This window comes from Odoribacter sp. AF15-53, from assembly GCF_003479425.1.
GTDB lineage: Bacteria > Bacteroidota > Bacteroidia > Bacteroidales > Marinifilaceae > Butyricimonas.
This window is the reverse complement of the sequence record NZ_QUHC01000004.1, coordinates 200,730-220,235: the sequence shown is the minus strand read 5'-3', so window position 1 is coordinate 220,235 and position 19,506 is coordinate 200,730. Positions and strand designations below refer to the sequence as shown.

Genomic DNA, 19,506 nt, shown 5'->3' with positions numbered 1-19,506 from the left:
TTATTTCTTTAGCAATTGTGTCTCTATAATTTCCAAATATTTTTCCGGAGTTGCTCCCATTTCTATAATCGGCTGGCCTCCGACTGGAATAAAAAACAACGTGGGCAAACCAACGATATTAAACATACTACACAACTCTTTCTCCTTATCGGCATTTACCTTCAAAAATATCACGTCATCCTTATACCTTTCTGCCATAGCCTCCAATTCGGGAATCAATCGCATACAAGGTCCGCACCAACTAGCCCAAAAATCAATCACCACGGGCTTATCCCCTTTAAACACGAACTCCTTACTCTTCCGATAGTCATACACGTGTTCCAAAAAATATTCTCGGGTAATCGGGTTCAATTTACCCGGCTCAATTTTAATATTTTCTGTTCCCTCAACCTCATCTTTCACTTCTGTTAAATCAAAAGGTTGGAAATACAATTTTTGTTTCCCATAGTCAATTGAAACCAACCCCTGTTTCAAAATCCCATTCCCCAGCACGGAGTGAGGCAACGACTCACTCTTGGCAACCACGACATTCCCTAAATCGCTCTTTACAAAATGACCTTTCTCCACGATTTTACTTTTTGTTGCGGTTGTCGTTGCCGCGTATCCCGTACTCGTTTTCACGTCACCTCCGGTGTTCCCGCTCAATTTTGCGAAATCAGTCTCATTCATAATAACAAGCCCGTCACTCCACGTATCGAACAATAAAGAATAAACCTCCCCATTCAACTCTACCGGACATGTCACACCCGTTGCTGGAATTAAAGAAACGTTAACCCGATAATCCAATTTCATATAAGAAGGACGATACGGAGTCGTCATAGTTATTTTCTTTCGTTTCGAATCAATCGTTAATACCACATTCTTAAACAAAGCCCCTCCGACCACTCCGGCAACACCCAACTTTCTCAAATAGGGCTCATCTTTCAATACAAATGCAGAGACATCATTACCGAACACGCTATTTCCGAAAGATATATTTCCGATTTTCACGGATCCCGTCACGGAAACCCTTTTATATAGAGGAGAATTATGACGAAAACTTCCTTTCACGTTCGGGTCTACTTTAAGTTTCTCCACGTACTCCGGCAAAATCGCATGATCTCCCGCCAAATCCAGTACGAAATCGGCAAAAACACCATTCACAACCATTTCAACAATAATCTTCCCATCTACCTCCCGGTAATCCTTCACCTCGGTAGAAGTATTCTTCGATTGAGCCCATGTTATCATTCCCAACAGACACAAACTCAAAATCACTATCAGTTTCTTAACCATAAATCTAAAATTTAAAATCTAAAATTATCTCATTCTCTCCTGATCTCCACCTTCTTCTTTTTCCCGTCTTTCAATATTACAATATATGCCACATCACCTTCGATCGCATTCATCACACGATCAATCTCCGGTTGACTCATAGGGAATCCCGTTATATCGGTACCGTTAATATCAATAACTTGATCACCAAAAGATACTACATCTTTCATACTATCCCATACCGTGGTGATTTCAAAACGTTCATTAATCGGTAATATACCCACGTTCCAAATCTTAGACATTCCTCTCATATCCGTGACACCCACATCAAAAGGGAAAAAGTAAAATCTATTCCGCATATAATCAATAACGACCTTACCATACTTCAACAAATCAATCCCCACAATCAACGCCCCCCGGTCAGAAATCAAACTTTCAACATTCGAGAACTTCTTCCCTGCAATAATCATCTCTTCCACATTAACCTTATCAATCTCCACCGGATGGCTCACCCCTTCCAACCCAATCCCATTAATACCAAAAGCCCGTGCCACTTTCTTCCCTTTCCCACTAGTTTCTATATCTTCAAAACTAGACGAATTCATTAAAAGAAATCCATCCGCTCCCGTATCAAACACCACTTTTTTTTCAACTCCACCAAAATCCATATTCACAACTGGGTGATGTGAATCATTCCCGAACATCTCCATTCCATCCGTTACCTTCAAACGGTCCGGGCGATAAGGATAATTAATCACCATGATTTTCTCTCTCGCATCAAAAGTAACAACAGACTGGGCAAATACTTCACCTCCTAGAATTCCGACCACCCCCAAACTTCGAAAACTTTCTATAACCGGAAGGACCATTGTCTTCATCTTGTTTAACTGGTAATTCGGACTCAACCACACATCTCTCACCTCGGCAATCTGGTACCTTTGCCTCTTATCGTTCAAATCAGATATCGAAGTAGAAGCCCCCGTCCCCACAGCTCCCATCTTTTGCGCATTCTCCCAATCCGTACCCGTCTGTCCTCCCGTATCCACGATATACTTCACCGTCACTCCATTCACTGTCACTGGAATAATAATCTTATTTTGGATAAACTCGTAATGAATCGTGTCACATACTCGCTTTACCGACTGACCTTGAACAGAACTAGACATTAACGAAAAAACGAAAAAGACACGAAAAAACACCCCGTATTTCACTCTGGACATATCACTATTCTTTTTGATAAATAATCACTTTCTTCCCCTGTTTCGTAAGAATTGTCAATTTTGTCTTCTTCTTGGCTTTCAACTCCGGAATCCCCATGATAATACTCTCGCAAAAATCATACTTTTTCACGGACTTTCCATTAATTTGCACAACTTTATCCCCCACTTCAACCATCCCCTTCATGCTCGACCACACGGTACTCACGACTAAATCACCATCCTTAACCCGCAAATTCACGTTATAATGTTTACTTGCTAAATCGAACTCTTGCTCGTAAGGTTCAAAATACAGATGCCTACGAGAATAATCAATCGTCACCTTTCCATATTCTAACAACTTCACCCCCAATAACGTGTAAGGAGGAGTAGAAGTTTCAGTGGTCACATTTCTAAATTTTGTAGCCCCGAGAGAAATTACGGGGAAATTAACCCGACGAGATAAATCAGACTCAACCATTCCCCCAACACTAATAGAACCTCCCCCGAATCCTTCACTTATGGTTCGACAAGCTCCTCTCTCTTGCAAATTCTCATAATCAGAACTTTTTAAAGACAGGAAACGGGGACTTCCCGTATCAAACAACACATCCAAATTATTACCCGTTCCCGCTTGCAACGTGATGATAGGCATATATCCTTTCTGGGAAAACGGGATCATTTTACGTAGAGAAATCGTGGGAGCCTTTTCTGCCGTTGAAATTAATATTGTTTTTGTTTTACCGTCAATCTCAACAATCATGTTTTTAAACAAATTGCTTCCGATGAATCCGTCCGCACCAAAACACTCAAAAGAAGTAGAAGAAGCCAGTTTCATCGCCGTAACACCCGCAAAATTAATCATCCCGTCCGGGGTCAACAAACTAGATATGGTTACCCGGGGCAAATTCACCTCTTTACCATTCGCATCCGTGGTTTTCACGGAATCCGTTACCGGAATTCCCAATTCATCACAAAGTTCCTCCGTCAACGCTACCTGACCGCCCGTGTCAAAAATAAACGAACGTTCCTGACCGTTCACGCTCATGGTCACGATCATCTTACCCCCTACCAAACGATAAGGGATCACGCTCATAGCTTGTTGTGCCGAAACCGGCACAACAAGCAAACTCAATAATATCCAAAAAATCACCCTCATAAGCAATTATTTTGCGATTTTATCCGCCGCAACAACAGCTTGATAGGCGTTAATGATACCACCGGAAAGACATAAATCACCGAACAAGAATAAATCCTGAGTGGGTTTATCATCCACGATAATCCCTTTTTCGACCTCAGCGTCTTTTCTTGATGTAACCGTTTCCAACAGAATATTCCGGATCTGCGTTCCCGTCAAATGAGGATAATACGCTTTTACCAGAGCAGCCACCCCCGCTGTTGTCGATGCGGCCAAAACTAACCCCGTACCCGTCTGGTAAGCATCCCCCGTGTACGTGGAGTAAATATTTATTCCCGGTGCATACAGATCAACTTCTTTTGCCCCGTAATTTGACTCCATTGAAGGATTTCCCTCTTTATCGGAAGAAGACACGATCATCAGATTCGTCAACTCCTTTTTCCCCGTCATCCAACGATTCGGGAAATAAGTTTCTACCGCTAAATCCTGAGATCCTTCCCAAGCAGAAGCGATAGCAAGCACCCCTTTACTTTCCGCATATTCCAAAGCCTCACTAACCCACTTCTTCTGATCTTCCGGATAAAGAGAATTCTGCACGGGTAACACGATAATATCCGCATTATGGTCCACCGCATAACGAATTGCTAATGCGATATCTTTCAAATACGGCTCTCCATCGCTAGCACTAACGCGTAACGTCATGATTTCCGCCTGATCCATAATACCATTTCCCCCTAAACCATTCTCCCGTTTGGCTGCAATAATACCCGCTGCCATGGTCCCGTTAGCTGCATCAGGAGTCAATAACACGTTATTCCCGTATTTATTATCATTAATATCCAAATAATCATCCCCGATTATATCTTTCCGGCCATCGAAACCAAATCGCTTCTCCTTAGCTTCATACTCTGCTTTGGCCTGTGCGATCTGGGCTCCATTTTCGATATTCTTATAAACTACATCCCAACTAGATGTTTGATAAACAGTAAAGCCATAAGCGCACAACATATACGTAACCTCAGCCAAAGAATCACGAGGAGCCTTCGGGTCATAACAAATGCCATACTCTTCTGCCGTCAATTCTTTACCGGGAAAACGTTCTTTCATCATCTGATCGAACTTTCGAGCATACTCCTTGACCACACAGGAAAGCATCCATCCCCCGTAAGCTCCGGCCATAGGAGACTCGGACACAATCTTGTTACGAAAATAATTATACTCCTCTATATTTTCAGGATCGGCCACCTTGGTCAATTTACCGTCTATAATTTTACAATAATTCTTCCCGTCAAATATATAGTCAGCGTATTTATCTTTTAAGCGCAAAAACTCCCGGTCTCCTTCTCGTGTTATAGATTCCATCACCTGCCCATCCTTGCCTCCTAAAAAATTCCAACCGTTTATATCATCAACCAACCCGTTCTTATCATTATCCTTTCCGTCTACTTTCTCTTTCGAATTAACCCAGATTGCATGCTTAAGATCTTCATGCTCCACGTCCATTCCCGACCCGATCAATGCGACAACCGGTCTTTTTTTTATCTTTTTCCCTTTCAAAAAATCATACGCCTTATTGACTTCAGCACCATACACCCCATCTTTATCAAAAGAACAATTATACCAATCCAAATCCGACTGTTTTTTTTGTTCCTGCTCGTTCTGTTTTACTGCTTGTGCATCTGCAACACGAATACACGCACTTGCCATTAATAACAAAAAATACTTTTTCATCCTTTACAGTTTTATTTTAATACATACGATACTCTTAAAATGTCTTTTTCGATACATTTCATCCATAACACCCCACACTCAACAGCATGTGGTTCTCACGTAATCTTAATTTATGGATGTGTCTAACAAGTCATTTTCCTACAAAACAACTACCCCCTCCGGCTCCCCCTCCCGTGTAAGGAGGGGAAAGGGTGGTAGTTCCATGTAAATTGACTTGTCAGACACCCTCATTTCACATCACGATTCAATGTCATCTCCTATTGCTTGAATATCAAACCCATACTTTGATTTCAAAAAATCCACCATGATCGTGTATTTTTCTCGGATTTTACCATTCACATCCACCGAAGCATGTAACATTCCACCTTCCGCTTCCAAGCTTTCTTTCGAATTTTCTATTGCCAATTTCAAATAATCAAGCCAATCCTCATCCAGTTTCAATCTATGTTCGTAATCCAATAACCCGTTTGCATAAATCTGATCCTTATCAATTTCTTCTGTATAACGAGACACCATAAAAAATTCTTCGGGTTGTTCCAAAGAACCAACCACGGCCTTCATATAAGCCACGCACACATCTATCTTAAAACGGTTACGTTCTTCAGGTGTCATTGTCAGAATCTTAGCGTTTCCCCAATTTATCGCTAGGTGATAAAAACCAGAATACACATTCAAAGCTTGACGCTGCTCCGGCTTTGGATTATATCCCAAACCAACAGGGACTGCATCCAAGACACTGCATAATAGCAATTTTTGTGGCAACAAATGCATTAACGTATCCGGTAAATAATCAAATAATTTATCTCGCAATAATTGCAACTGTTCCCCCACGTATAACTCATCTGCTACCTGCGCATCATATTTCGGAACACCACCCGTACGTTCAATAGTATCCACTGCTGCATCCCATGCAAAATTGCCCGTGGGAAACCAGCCAAAATCTTTAGACGTAAACTTATACAAAATCAACGAACTATATTGTTTATAAAACGCTACAATATCATCATCATAATCATGAGTCCCCTGGGGTAAAGTATACTTTCCATAAATCAACTCGGGTGCTTCCGACGGCTTCAATTCCCCCTCATCATAACAGCTGACCAATAACACGCACCCAAAAAATAACCACAATATCTCTTTCATAATTCTTTTTCATTTAATTCATTAACACTTCACGGATTTTGTATCAACGCTGGATTTTTATCCAACACTTTTTTAGGAATCGGCAATACATAACGATTACTCCCTTTCTCCAACCGGACTTCTTGCACCTGTCCTTGCGTGAATGTGATTTCATGTACTAACTCCGGCATTCCGCAGCGACGCAAATCAAACCACCGATGTTCCTCAAAAGCCAATTCCTTACGACGCTCCTCCAAACAAAAGTCCAATAACTCTTGCCCGTCTGCTATACTGACATCATGGTAAGGTTGTTTAAAACGATGTGCCCGTAAATAATTCAAATCTTTCAAAGCACTTACGCGATTTTCATCCTTCCCATTCTTCATAAATAAATGGATATTTGCCTCCGCACGATTCAAATAAGCCTCCGCCACCCGCATCCCTTGAGACGGATTGGATGAATTATCCGAAAATGATTTATTTCCTCGCAAAATACCCCTCACCGGTGGAAACATCATCTTCCAATACTCTTGATAATAAAAATGCGATCTCAAATCATTGTTATCATGTTGTGATATAAACTTCTCTGACACGGCAAAAACAGGCACGGAACCGGGATAAGTACTTATATCAGGAAATTGGAAAAAAATCTCGTCATTCTTGTAAATTCCATACCCGAAAATAAGTTCCGGACTATCAAAATTATACACGCCTCCATTCTCTTTATCATACGTAATTATTTCATCCCCGAACCATTCGTCTATCTCTATTTTTACATAATCGGACAATTTACGCAACTGCGGATTCCTTTCAATCACTTTCGAAGCATACTCGGCTGCTTTCTCCCAGTTCTCCATGTAAAGATACATCCGCGACAACAAGGTAGACACGAACAAAGGAGTTACCTTGTACAATACATTATCTTTCCCGTATTTATCCAACAACTCTGCAGCCTCTAACAAATCAGATTCAATCTGCCCGTACACCTTTGCGATACTCGCACGTGGAGGAAATTCATCCTTCACCGCAGATTCCAAAATCAAAGGAACCCCCAAAGCGGTATTCAAATCCAATCCCTCCTTATTATACGGTTCCGCGAAAGTATTCACCAACACGAAATAATAAAAAGCCCTCAACGCCAAAGCTTGTCCCTTCTGGTTCAACTTACTCCCTTCGGAACCGGAAACTTTATCCAGCATATCAAGCACCACGTTACACCCTTTTATCTTGGAATACAATTTTTCCCAAGTATCTATCCCAGTAACATGCAACTCATCCATCCTATCAAACATATTAGGATCCCACGTGAATGCAGGAGCTCCTTGCTGTAACAACGTCACGTGATTTACATTAGGACTAAAAGAATTCTGCACGTTATCTGTCAATAACTCTATATAAAAGAATACTTGCTCCCTCCTCAAATACCCCTCACCTAACAACAATTGCTCCAACTCGGTCACCGTACTCGGACGCACTTCATCCAGACTGGATTCCTCCAAAAAATCGCCACATCCCATCATCCCGATGACCAAAGCACTAATAACTAAATAACTGAAAAATCTTTTCATATCGCCTATCATTATAAACTAATATTAATACCAAATGAATACGTGTGAGAAATCGGTTGAGCTCCAGTAGCGACTTCCGGATCCATCCCATTCAAATCTTTGCTGACAATCATGAACGGATTGCTCAAAGAAGCACTTAGCGACAAGTTTTTCAAATACATCCTTCTCACCCATTTCTCCGGAAGCGTGTAACTCAACGACAAAGAATTGCAACGCAAAAATGAAGCGTTCACCACTCTCGCATCCGAGTAATTATACAAACGAGGTGCGTACTCCGGAGCTTTGTTGGGAAGTATATAATATGTCGAGCTGGTTGATGGCAACGACGGAATATTCGTAAACTTCTCATCTCCCGGCTTTCTCCATCTCTTGTTTAACTCCTGGGGCAAATTGACATAAGCACTCGGGGTTGATGTCACGATTGATTCGTCAAACATCTCGTACAAAAACTTTTTCCCTCCTACCTGTAAGTTAAACGAAGTTGACAAAGACAAACTCTTGTAACGGAATGACATTGATACACCACCTGAAAAATCCGGTTCCAACTTTCCCATGTATTTCATAAAAGTCGTGGCATCCATCAAACCATCCGGATTCTCTTCCAAGGAAGGTATATTAAATTCGGCGGAACCGGTTTCCGGGTTCAAACCCACGAAATCAAATGCCCAGAAAGACGATACGGCATACCCTTTTTTATTCAAATTCCCACCGGCAGCAGCCCGCCAGTTTTCATTTTCATTCAGGGTCGACTCGATCTTATTGAAATTCTTAGACGTATTCATAGATACATTCCACGTAAAATTATTCGTGCGCACAGGAGTAAAACCCACCGAGATCTCGATCCCGTGATTTGTCATATTTCCCCCGTTCACGGGCATGGAAGTAACCCCAAAAGCATAAGGAACACTTTTCTCGATAATCATATCCTCAGTTCTCTTGTTATAATACTCGATAGTCCAAGTGATTTTGTTCTGAAACAACCCGAAATCCGTCCCCAGATTAATCGTCTTCGTCTTTTCCCACCGCAAATTTCCATAAGGCAGCGACCTTATAAACATCATGTACTCTCCCGTCCGCGATTGATCTATTGTCTCTTCTCCCTTACCGATCCGGGCAATAAGATCGGGCCCGTAATTCTCTGCTACATTCCCCTGCCAACCATAACTAACCCTGAAATTCAAATCGCTGATCACTTGTTGATTTTGCATCCACGGTTCATAATGTACATTCCAACGAGCACCAAAAGACCATACCGGCAAGAATCGATTACGAGTATCCTGTCCAAACCGGTTCGATGCATCTGAACGCACACTAGCCGTCAACACGTACCTCTCGTTAAACCCGTAAGTAAAACTACCATAAAAACCCACGTAATTAGCTTTCCGGTCAATCACGTTAGTAGAATATCGGTCAAACAAATCGTTACGATCGCTTTTTCCCATCTGATCCTTTATTATGGTCGGGGGCAAGGACACGGATTTTCCCCGTTCCGGGAAATAACCGTAGATCGTAGAAGACGTCCCGTCATATTTATTACTACGACACTCTTGACCGATCATCAAGCTAAAACGATGCTTTTCGGCAAGAACATAATTATAGGATAAAGAATTTCTCCACGTGTAATTAAAATTACGATCCTCCGTCGTGTTCAATTCTCCACCATGGGGTAATTTAGAACGTTGATACAATTCGTCCGTCGGACGTTGCGTGCCGAATTCATACCCTCTAATTCCCGTGATATATCGACTCTGTTCATCCGCAAACGACTCACCCACGACATTGGAGGTGTTTGCCCCAAACGTACTCTCGAATTGCAAACCTTCCAAAATATCCCAACGCAAACTGGCTGAAACACCCATCGTACGACTTGTATTTTTATTACCGGTCGTGGAAATTTCGTTCAAAATATTGTACATATACCCGTCCGTATCCTTATAGAAAAACTTTTCTCCATCCTCCGAGAAACAAGGGATCACGCGACTCACTGTTGACGCGTAACCATAAGGATCAACCTGATAATACCCCTTTGTTTCAGAAGTGGAACCGCTGAGCCTTAAACTCAGGTCAACTTTTTTCCCGGCCTTCGCATTCAACCCAACCGAAGCACTGTATGTTGTACTCTCGTTACCAATCGAAGTTCCTTTGTTGATAGTAGCATTTACCGAACCATAATAACTGATTTTATCCGTTCCGCCCGATAAACTCAAACTATGATTCATACTTACGCTATTACGGAACAACAACTTGAACCAATCCGTATTCTGGGTTTCCAACTTTTTCACCTCCTCGTTAAACATATCGTATGAAATCTCTTTCGCCAGATAACGCCCCAAAACACCTTCATAACCGATCTTTTCCAACGGACGCTGATTCGATGTCAACCCTCGTTCATAAATCTCGCGAGAAACATCTACGCGCTCTTTTGAATTCATCAAATTCATTTTCTCGTAGGTCAAACGAGGAGTTATAGACATATTGCCACTATAACTAACCGACATTCTTCCGGCTTCCCCCTGTTTCGTCTTAATAATAATCACCCCGTTAGCGGCTTTCACACCATACATTACCGTGGCTGAAGCATCTTTCAACACGGTAATATCCTCGATATCATTCGGATTCAACCAAGCAATCGCATTCCCGACGAAATCCTTCACCGTATCAAAATTATCCGACGATATATTTCCAAAACTATCCAATTCCCGACTTTTAAAAGGAAGCGGGTCCTCTTGAATAATTCCGTCAATCACCCAAACTGGCTCTTGATTACCCAACAAAGTTGACGTACCCCGAACACGCACTTTCTGCCGTTTTCCGACCAAGCCACTAGTATTCATCACCAACATACCCGGTAATTTTCCCTGCAACATCTGTTCAATGGAATTAGTTCCGTCAAAAAACAAATCTTCTCGCTTGACGGTATTCGTTGAACCCACCATATCCGACTTCCGGATGCGCTGATACCCAGTCACGACAACCTCGTCCATCGTCTTCGTATCCTCCTCCATCAACACCAACATCTGTTTCTGTCCAACATATTTAACCTCCCGGGTTTTCATACCCAAGAAAGAAAATACTAACACGGGAGACTCTACATACGGAACCGTGATAACAAATTCTCCTGCCATATTCGTGATCACCCCGGTAGAAGTCCCTTTTAATATGACCGTTGCCCCGGGAACCCCTGTACTGTCTTTCATGAAAACACGTCCCTTGATCGTGATCTCCTTCTTCTCGTCCCCGATCTTCGCCCTCGTGACAATCACTACTTGATCATCTATCGTAAAAGACAAACCTAACGGATTCAACAACGCCTTCAACAATTGGCTGAAATCCTCGTTCGTAACATCCACGTTCACCTTCCCACATTTTCCCACTAAATCCAACTTGTAGAGAAAAGTATAATTCGTCATTTTCTCCAAACTCGAAAAAACCTCCTGAACTGTCACGTCTGTCATTTTCAAAGATACTCTCGTCTGAGAAAATGTCGTAGCAGAAAGATGCATTCCTCCCACTAACAATAAAACCATCAAGATTTTCATGCGCAAAAAGAATTTAGTTTTCCTATGTCGCCAAAAGATTAGCAACAAATCCCAATTTTTTTTCATAGATTTGTAACACAATTAAATTAAACATTTATTTTGCTCGTTGCCCAACGAGCGTGTAAGTAAAACGGGATTGCCCAATCCCGTTTTTTTATTTATCTAAAACAGTCAACGTTCTTCCCTTTAGCTCGAACCGGACTTCCCCCGAAAGCTCAAACTTGCGTAAAACATCCTCTACCGAAGAATACATGGGTAATTTCCCGCTATATACCACGCTCCTGGCTCCCTGATTCATGTAGAACACGTCCAGATCATACCAACGGGACACAATCCGCAATATCTCTTCCAACGTGATGTCCTTGAAATAAAACATCCCGTCCTTCCAAGCCGTGAATTCAGCAACATCCACCTCTGTCACGCTCAACGTTCCGACCCCCTTGTTATAGTATGCCTGTTCGCCCGGTTTGATCACTTTCTCCGGTTGCCCATCACGAACAATTGCCACACTACCATTTACCAGAGTCGTGTACACGCCGGGTTCGTCAACATAAGACTTCACGTTGAAAGATGTGCCCAACACCTTCACCGACATCTCGTTGACATTTACTATAAAGGGTTTACGTTCATCTCTTGCGACTTCGAAATAAGCCTCTCCCTTCAATTTAACCTCACGTTGAGACCCACTAAAACGGGAAGGAAATTCTAAAACCGTACCCGAATTCAAATATACCTTTGTGCCATCACACAATTCGATAGAGTAAGTTCCCCCGTACGGAACCGTAATCGTATTGTAATCCTGCTCCGTCACCTGCTTTTTCGCATCAGCATCCTGCTCTTGAATTTTCAACACACCATCCCCGTTATTGAAATCTACATTCGCACGATTATTACGAACAACCGCTGACAAGGTATCCAAACGATACTTAAGTCCGGAAGCCATCTCCAAAGTGACCGTCGCCTTACCCGGCTCTACTCTTTCTGCAACAGGTAAATTCCCCGCCTCTTTCTTTTGTTCCTGTAACAGGAACACGGAAACCCCGCCAATCAAAATAACGGATGCTGCCGCAACCCAAGGAATAAAAGATAACTTTCTCCCTTTTCGCTTTTCTCTTATTTTGCTTAACGCCTCTTCGGTATCAAATTTTTCAATCAAACGTATCTCCTTCTCGATACGCTCTCGATCCTTTAACTCCTCGGACAACTCCCTCATTCCCTTCATTTCAGACAACACACCCTCAATCCCCACTTCCTCCTCCTTGGAAAGTTCTCCTCGGGTATACCGTAATAATTCTCTTGCAAACTTAAATGGATTCTTCATCTCTTTCGTCAAATTTCCCTTAAAACAAATAACTCCGAAAAAAGGATTACGCGAAACTCGACTTTTTTTATTCTTATTCTCAGACCTCACCTAACATCCATTATACCAATCTTTCTGACCGATATAAACATTAGAAAAAGAAAAAAGAATTTAAAACTGGAACTTTGAAAAAGCTAAAGAAATAAAAATAGAATCGGATACAATCCCTTCAATTTCTCCCGCAATTGAATCTTTGCCTTATTTTTCTGGGCTTTTACCGTGTTCACGCTAATAGATAACTGGGTAGCAATCTCGTCATTACTAAAACCGTCCACGTAAGCTAACTTAAAAACGCGTCCGCACTCGGTTGGTAATTCCTGAATAGCCTGCATGATCTCCTGATATATTTCCGCACGTACCACGTTCTCGAAGAAATTATTTTCATCTTCAGAAGTATTCTTTTGGATACCTTCTAATATATCGGAATGAATTCCCGTTAATTTTATATGATTCAAACAACTATTACGTACAGCCTTATAAAGATAGTGTTTCAGATGCTCCTCGTTATCAAAACATTCGGCTCCATCCAACAATTTCATGAAAATCTCCTGCACGATATCCTCCGCTTCTTCCTGCTCCTTCAGATAATGATATGCAAAATAACAAAGTGCCTGATAATAAAGCCGGAAATGGCTATCAAACACCTCTCTTCGTCGCATATTTATCTTCTTCACCTGTATCATCCTCGATAACAAAAAAATGATCGTTTATTAACCTCTACAAAATAACAATAATTACACGAATCTCTATTTTTGTAAAAAAACTAATTAACTACACACCAAAAACATACATTAATTGCATCTTCTATCAATAACAATATCAATAAACGATCCTTTATTAATACTAAAGGCAAAGATATTACATTTCACGAACAAAAGATGAAACCGTACCCAAAAGAATTCTAATTATTTTATAGCAGACTCTCGGATAATCATCTACTCCCCGAAAAACACCCTCGTACCTGCTTCATTCCATCGTTTCTTTTGGGCTTACATCTCTCCCTTATCTCTAGGATATACTTTCGATATATCTTCGTTCTATATAACAACAGTTTAACGATAGTATAACGAAAAGATATCGAAGAGGAGCAAGCTTTACACTTTATTTAGAAAACACTTACACAACAACACGACTATCCAAATATAATACCGATCCAGCCTGTAAAACCCCAACACCCCGATCCCCGCTCACTCGTTTCCCTCAAGTAAAAACACGGCCTCGACACAACAACAACACTTTGTAGTGATGTCATTATGTCGGGGCAATCTTTATAACTTGAAATCAGTCTATGGAAACCTTATTTCAGCAATTTCTCGATCTTCTGGATCAGTTCGGCAAAGGACTCCTTCGTGTAGCCGATCTCGATAGCGACAATCTTTCCTTTCTTGTCAATGACAAAGTTTCTTGGGATAGTTGCCGTGGCAAACTTCGAATAAATCTTACGATCCGGATCTAGTCCCATCGGGAATGTGTAACCGTTTCGTTCCCGGAACTTCGCCACCTGTTCCCGTGTTTCCTCCCGGGATACAGCTAGAAATACAAAATCTTTCCCCTTGAAATGGTCGATAATTTCCTTCTGAACCCGTTTCAATTCCTCCTGACACGGGGGACACCACGTCGCCCAGAAATTAATTAAAACAACTTTTCCCTTCAAATCTTTAATATCGATTTTCTTCCCGTCGAACATCTCTACCACGAATTCGGGAACATCATCCCCGACCTTCACCAACGTCTCTTTTGCCTGTGCCTTCCCCTCTGTCAAACACCCCAAAGCCAACAAATAAACTGCAAGTAATAATACCCTTTTCATACCCTTTTCTTTAATTGGTTTAAGACAAAGATAATGATTTTTTTAATAATCATGCACTTACCAACCAAAAAGGCTGTTTGGCATGATACCAAACAGCCTACTATCGGTCAATTTTCAACCCGTGAGAGTCCCAATAAACCCGCGTCTCCCGTCAATTAACAGACTGGGATGATAACGCTTTTTCCAACACCTCCCCGGCATCCACCATCGCCCCGATCATCCGGGCAACCACAACGCCATCCGGATCAATCAACACCTTGGTCGGGAAAGAAGAGATTCCAAACAAACGAATCATATCACACTCCTCCCGTCCCTCGTTATTAAGAATCTGGGTCCAAGTCATCCCGTCCTCCTTCACGGCAGTCTTCCACAATTTCCGGGCTTCCGCGATATCTCGCACGTTCTCCTGGGCCACGTTAATAAAAGCCACCCGGTTCTTATATTTCTTGTACAATTCTTTCAAGTGAGGATGTGATTCCCGACAAGGGCCGCACCAGCTCCCCCAAAAATCCAGCAACACGTATTTCCCTTTCAACCCGTCGAGGGACACCGTCTTCCCGTTCATATCCTTCTTGACAAAGTGTTTTGCCGGTTTTCCCGTTCTGAACTCCCGACCATTATCCAAACGTCGTTTCAGCAATTGCCCGTACGGGGTATTCTGAACACTTGACGGGAAACGGTTATAAATGTTCTCCGTTTCATTCTCGTCAAACCAGATATAATGCTCGGCCAACTCCACGGCAGAAACATAACTATTCGTGTTATTCCGCACGAATTCCATAATCTTACGCTTGTTCGCTTCCCACGATGCCTGGAATTCAGCAGGATAATCCCGGATATCTCCCCCTTGAATCACGTTATCAACCATCAACTGGTTATAAGCCTTCTCTTCCGGGGTCAATAAATCATAATTCAAGCGAATAAAATCGTGAGAAACAGGGCCTCCTCTATCCCATTTTACCACGGGAACCTTTCCTTTTTCCAGATTTAATTTCAACACGGCAAATTCTCCCGGCACGATCATAATACTGAAATGAGGATATTGATTATTCCCCCGGGCCGTTGGGGTAGCCAATTCATCGCACAGGAATCTTATTCCCGCGGATAAAGTATCTTTCCCGGCAATACTGATATCCAGCATATGATTGTCAAACTCGTACTCCTCTTGCACGAATTTTCCTTTAAAATAATAAGACATCATCACTTTCCCTTTTTCCACCCCGTCAATTGCGGCACGCAAACGGAATTCCTTCTTCCCTTCCAGATCCAGCATCGTCATGTACAACACCCGCTGGCTCAACCCGTCTACCACATCCAAGTTCGCCTTCAACAAATCCACCGCGATTTGTCGCACCTCCCCATCTTGATCCTTCAAAGCCCCGAAGTCAATAAGTATAGAAAACCGATCCCGGGATTCCAGTCGCGGGAACTTCTCCCGACAAACTTCCAAGTACTCTTTCAGATTCCCTTTCAACCGCACCTCGGCAATCTCTTCCAGATTCATCAAATTTTCCCCGTTTGCCAAGTCCGCACGTTGTATCTTCTCTTTCAATTGTTGCCACTTCTTTTCGTTAACCAACGTGTCCGAAATCATCCGAACCGAGATAAAAGGCATCACTTGCTGTCTCAACCAGTTATACAACAACTTCTCTACATTCTCCCGCCCATTCAATTTCACGAAACGCTCTTTATTAGCGAACATATAATCCGCCTTCGGATCCGCGGCGTTCAAGGCGTAGCGAGAATACAAGAAGAAATTCTCCGGCTTCACTCTTCTCTTGTCCGACAACTTCCCGAAATACTCGGTTATCACCCGTTCACCCTCCTCGTATTTCTTCTGCTCCATCATCAACATGGCATAATCGTTCACCAGCTCGGGAGTCCGTTCTCCCTTCCCGTATCGGCGGGTTAATCCATCGGGAGACCACTTCGGATCAATACCTTTACGCACTTTCTCGACAAACGCATCTGCCTCCATCGCTCCCACGGTACGATACACTTCCGTCCCTTCCGGGTTCAGCACCACGAAAGTCGGGTAAGCGCTGACGTTATATTTCCGAGCCGCAATTTTCCCCTCGCCCTTCTCCGCATCCAGTTTCAGGTTCACGAACGCCTTGTTAAAAAACTCCCCGACCTGTGCCCGCGTGAAAACCTCCGCCGACATCTTCTTGCAAGGCCCGCACCACGTCGTGTAGAAATCAACGAATACCAGTTTCTTCTCTTTCGCGGCTGCATCCAACGCTTCCTGCATCGTCAAATCCCTAAAATCAACCCCTTGGGCAAAAGATGATAGCGGCAATATAACCGCTATCATCCATAATACAATTATCTGTTTCTTCATAAAATTACTTCGTGCTATTTCTCCAATCCATATCCTTCACTTTCACCAACCCCGTCCAGCAACATCTCTCGTCCGGCTTCAACTCGAACGTATTCTGGTCGGTTCCCAGCGTGTATTTCTGCAAAGTTCCACCCGTGGCACTGTTGTAGGTGGCCACGTATAAATCATTATACGTTCCATCCGCCTGAAGATCAAACTTCAACATGGTAATCTCGTCCCCCATATCCATTGAATACAATTTCTCGTATCCCTTGTTATAGTCGTAAGCATACAGTTTACTACCCACGGCATACATGAACAACGTACGTTTCGAAGAGAATGCGAACAATTCCGCACGGGCTAAATCGGTAGCCAATGATGATTTGATCTCGTAATACCCTCTTTTCAATGCACTACTATAAGCATAGAACTTATAAATGTGGAACTGTCCCGTCTCCGTGTCTTTCATCAAGGCAAACGAGTTTCCGTTAGAACTACCGCCTTCCGTGTCCATCGTGTTCTCGGCATACCACAACATGCGTCCTTCGGGCTGTATCCACGGGAACACATCACCCGCGGCATCCGACAATTCACGAGAATAGGTATCAAACGTCCCGAACCGCAAGAAACGGTTATCATCCGTATCGTAAAGCACCGCCCCGTACACGTATCCCGGAGCCGAGAAGATATAGGGGTAGGCTTTGAACAAAACATCCTGCGTTTTGGAAGCCCGGTTCATCGGGTTCGCGTAAAAATCCCCGCTATAAAGAGAGGCCATGAACACGTAACCGTTATCACAAACCACCATCCGGTTAGTAGACATCGCCCCGGCTCTTGATTTCGCTACAAAATGCACCGGATTCATCTCTTCCGGCATATCGAATGAACTGTACACCATCCGCTCGAACGTGTTCAACGGATCACCTTCAAAAGTGGTCGTGTTCACGTAATAAGAACGTTCCTCACTCATCACCCACAACTTCACGTACGGGTCCATGCTAGCAGTATAAGCTCCCGTGTACAATATTCCCCTCGCCCCCTTCATCGGCGGCAACCCGTTGTTGGCCAACAAGCTCTTCAACACGATCGTATCCCCGGGCATAGAAATCATATCAACATCCACGTATCCCTCTTCATCCTCGCCCACCAACAGGAATCCTCTCGACACTTCCGTCCGCACGGTGAGGGAAGTGTAGTTCATCCACAGCAATCCGGTCTGTTTATCCCGCACCTTCAAATAAATCGAATACGATCCGGGATAAAGCTCTATAAAATAATTCAAGTTCCGAGAGGTACCGATAATCCCCCCCGGATTCTCGTTTGACAATCCGGGAACCGCTTTCCACTCGTACTCGTAACGATCCGGATTCAAACTATCCATTGAAAAATTCAACTTGGGGGTTATCTTCAAGGTATCTTTCTTGAAGATCATGCTGTAACCGTCTCCCAGTTCATCCACTTCGACCTCGTTCACCTCGTGGTAATCGTATGATCCCTTGTCATCATAACAGGCCACGATCCCACAAGTCAACGCGATAACTACAAACAATATTATATTTCGTTTCATAATATACAGATTTATACGTTCAACTATTGTTCCGGTACCCAAGGCACACCCACCACGGAAGTCCAAGAAACTCCCATAAACCACATCAACCGCCCGTCATCCTCCAACACCGGGGTTTTGTTATCATACAGCTCCTGCAAGTACTTCGCCATGTGTTCCTGAATCACGGCCTGTTTAGCACCCGGCATGGTTGCTTCCGATTGGAAATCCTCGTACGTCAGATTAAACTGGTCACAGATCAACCGGTACTTTTTCACCGTGAACACGCCCCAACGGCCGCTTTCCGTATCTCCCGGCTGGTCATAGACACCCCCGATCCACTGTTTCGGTTTCACGATAAAATCACTCATGATGATTTTATGCACGGAAGCATCAAACACCTGTTGCCCCTCGCTCGACCACATGCCCGAAATCTTCTTCCATTCCGGGATAGCAATAGACAAATCACTCGTGGGCAACAACCTCAATCCCAACACTCGCTCCTCTTCCTGTATATTTTCATTCCTTTTCACTTCAATCGTCACGTCCGTGTAAGTCGTTCCGGCCTTCAACACCTGTTCTTCCGGGAAAGTCTCGTAATTAAGCCCTTCGACAGCAGTAGTCGTGTCCTTGTCAACTGTCAGGCGGAAAGTACGATCGTAATCCTTCACCCTTCCGGTTGCCATGATCCGCACTTTCACCTCATGCGTGTTCCCGGCAACATTCACGAATTCAACCGGCGTATACGACTGGTTCGCCCACACGGTAGTATCTCCCCAAGCGGCACCCCATTGCACGTAAAAATACACGCCTTCTTCCCCCTCATAATCCATCAGATCCTTCTCGCAGCTTATCATACCGATACCCATCCATACGAAAGCCAACATATATAATATTCTTTTCATATCTATATTTTATTAAA

13 protein-coding genes are annotated in these 19,506 nt (G+C 43.0%); all 13 read right to left on the bottom strand.

Features of this window, described 5'->3' with window-relative positions; all coding sequences use genetic code 11:
- Complete coding sequence (locus DWW52_RS10710) at positions 1–1,275, bottom strand: co-chaperone YbbN (protein WP_118715504.1); 1,275 nt, start codon at positions 1,273–1,275, stop codon at positions 1–3.
- 29 nt (positions 1,276–1,304) lie between these two features.
- Positions 1,305–2,474: an aspartyl protease family protein gene (locus DWW52_RS10705; RefSeq protein WP_199691983.1), complete on the bottom strand. Its 1,170-nt coding sequence runs from the start codon at positions 2,472–2,474 to the stop codon at positions 1,305–1,307.
- A gap of 4 nt (positions 2,475–2,478) precedes the next feature.
- Entirely contained in the window at positions 2,479–3,609 is a 1,131-nt protein-coding gene (locus DWW52_RS10700) for an aspartyl protease family protein (RefSeq protein WP_118715503.1), read from the bottom strand.
- A 6-nt stretch (positions 3,610–3,615) separates the two neighbouring features.
- Positions 3,616–5,319, bottom strand: coding sequence for a S8 family serine peptidase (locus DWW52_RS10695; protein WP_118715502.1), 1,704 nt, complete (start codon positions 5,317–5,319; stop codon positions 3,616–3,618).
- 237 nt (positions 5,320–5,556) lie between these two features.
- Positions 5,557–6,462 (bottom strand): hypothetical protein, encoded by a 906-nt coding sequence (locus DWW52_RS10690; RefSeq protein WP_118715501.1) that lies wholly within the window; start codon positions 6,460–6,462, stop codon positions 5,557–5,559.
- Positions 6,463–6,491: 29 nt separating this feature from the next.
- A complete protein-coding gene (locus DWW52_RS10685; RefSeq protein WP_158582564.1) occupies positions 6,492–8,009 on the bottom strand; it encodes a RagB/SusD family nutrient uptake outer membrane protein in 1,518 nt (505 codons plus the stop codon).
- Between the two features lie 11 nt (positions 8,010–8,020).
- Positions 8,021–11,548 carry a SusC/RagA family TonB-linked outer membrane protein gene (locus DWW52_RS10680; RefSeq protein ID WP_233556831.1) on the bottom strand — a complete coding sequence of 1,176 codons (3,528 nt, stop codon included), beginning with the start codon at positions 11,546–11,548 and terminating at the stop codon, positions 8,021–8,023.
- A gap of 154 nt (positions 11,549–11,702) precedes the next feature.
- Entirely contained in the window at positions 11,703–12,869 is a 1,167-nt protein-coding gene (locus DWW52_RS10675; RefSeq protein WP_148315357.1) for a FecR family protein, read from the bottom strand.
- A 173-nt stretch (positions 12,870–13,042) separates the two neighbouring features.
- The gene (locus DWW52_RS10670; RefSeq protein ID WP_158582563.1) at positions 13,043–13,567 is read right to left on the bottom strand and encodes an RNA polymerase sigma factor; all 525 of its coding nucleotides are present in this window, start codon (positions 13,565–13,567) and stop codon (positions 13,043–13,045) included.
- Between the two features lie 638 nt (positions 13,568–14,205).
- The gene (locus DWW52_RS10665) at positions 14,206–14,718 is read right to left on the bottom strand and encodes a TlpA disulfide reductase family protein (RefSeq protein ID WP_118715496.1); all 513 of its coding nucleotides are present in this window, start codon (positions 14,716–14,718) and stop codon (positions 14,206–14,208) included.
- A gap of 151 nt (positions 14,719–14,869) precedes the next feature.
- Entirely contained in the window at positions 14,870–17,059 is a 2,190-nt protein-coding gene (locus tag DWW52_RS10660) for a TlpA family protein disulfide reductase (RefSeq protein ID WP_118715495.1), read from the bottom strand.
- 4 nt (positions 17,060–17,063) lie between these two features.
- Positions 17,064–18,605 (bottom strand): PKD-like family lipoprotein, encoded by a 1,542-nt coding sequence (locus tag DWW52_RS10655; RefSeq protein ID WP_118715494.1) that lies wholly within the window; start codon positions 18,603–18,605, stop codon positions 17,064–17,066.
- A 23-nt stretch (positions 18,606–18,628) separates the two neighbouring features.
- The gene (locus tag DWW52_RS10650; protein ID WP_118715493.1) at positions 18,629–19,489 is read right to left on the bottom strand and encodes a DUF4843 domain-containing protein; all 861 of its coding nucleotides are present in this window, start codon (positions 19,487–19,489) and stop codon (positions 18,629–18,631) included.
- Between the last annotated feature and the right edge of the window lie 17 nt (positions 19,490–19,506).

Excerpts from the sequence above, each read along its gene's own strand:
- DWW52_RS10695 (WP_118715502.1), bottom strand. The coding sequence starts at position 5,319 with ATGAAAAAGTATTTTTTGTTATTAATGGCAAGTGCGTGTATTCGTGTT.
- DWW52_RS10650 (WP_118715493.1), bottom strand. The coding sequence starts at position 19,489 with ATGAAAAGAATATTATATATGTTGGCTTTCGTATGGATGGGTATCGGT.
- DWW52_RS10680 (WP_233556831.1), bottom strand. The coding sequence starts at position 11,548 with ATGAAAATCTTGATGGTTTTATTGTTAGTGGGAGGAATGCATCTTTCT.
- DWW52_RS10675 (WP_148315357.1), bottom strand. The coding sequence starts at position 12,869 with ATGAAGAATCCATTTAAGTTTGCAAGAGAATTATTACGGTATACCCGA.
- DWW52_RS10665 (WP_118715496.1), bottom strand. The coding sequence starts at position 14,718 with ATGAAAAGGGTATTATTACTTGCAGTTTATTTGTTGGCTTTGGGGTGT.
- DWW52_RS10685 (WP_158582564.1), bottom strand. The coding sequence starts at position 8,009 with ATGAAAAGATTTTTCAGTTATTTAGTTATTAGTGCTTTGGTCATCGGG.
- DWW52_RS10705 (WP_199691983.1), bottom strand. The coding sequence starts at position 2,474 with ATGTCCAGAGTGAAATACGGGGTGTTTTTTCGTGTCTTTTTCGTTTTT.
- DWW52_RS10690 (WP_118715501.1), bottom strand. The coding sequence starts at position 6,462 with ATGAAAGAGATATTGTGGTTATTTTTTGGGTGCGTGTTATTGGTCAGC.
- DWW52_RS10655 (WP_118715494.1), bottom strand. The coding sequence starts at position 18,605 with ATGAAACGAAATATAATATTGTTTGTAGTTATCGCGTTGACTTGTGGG.
- DWW52_RS10670 (WP_158582563.1), bottom strand. The coding sequence starts at position 13,567 with ATGCGACGAAGAGAGGTGTTTGATAGCCATTTCCGGCTTTATTATCAG.
- DWW52_RS10700 (WP_118715503.1), bottom strand. The coding sequence starts at position 3,609 with ATGAGGGTGATTTTTTGGATATTATTGAGTTTGCTTGTTGTGCCGGTT.
- DWW52_RS10710 (WP_118715504.1), bottom strand. The coding sequence starts at position 1,275 with ATGGTTAAGAAACTGATAGTGATTTTGAGTTTGTGTCTGTTGGGAATG.
- DWW52_RS10660 (WP_118715495.1), bottom strand. The coding sequence starts at position 17,059 with ATGAAGAAACAGATAATTGTATTATGGATGATAGCGGTTATATTGCCG.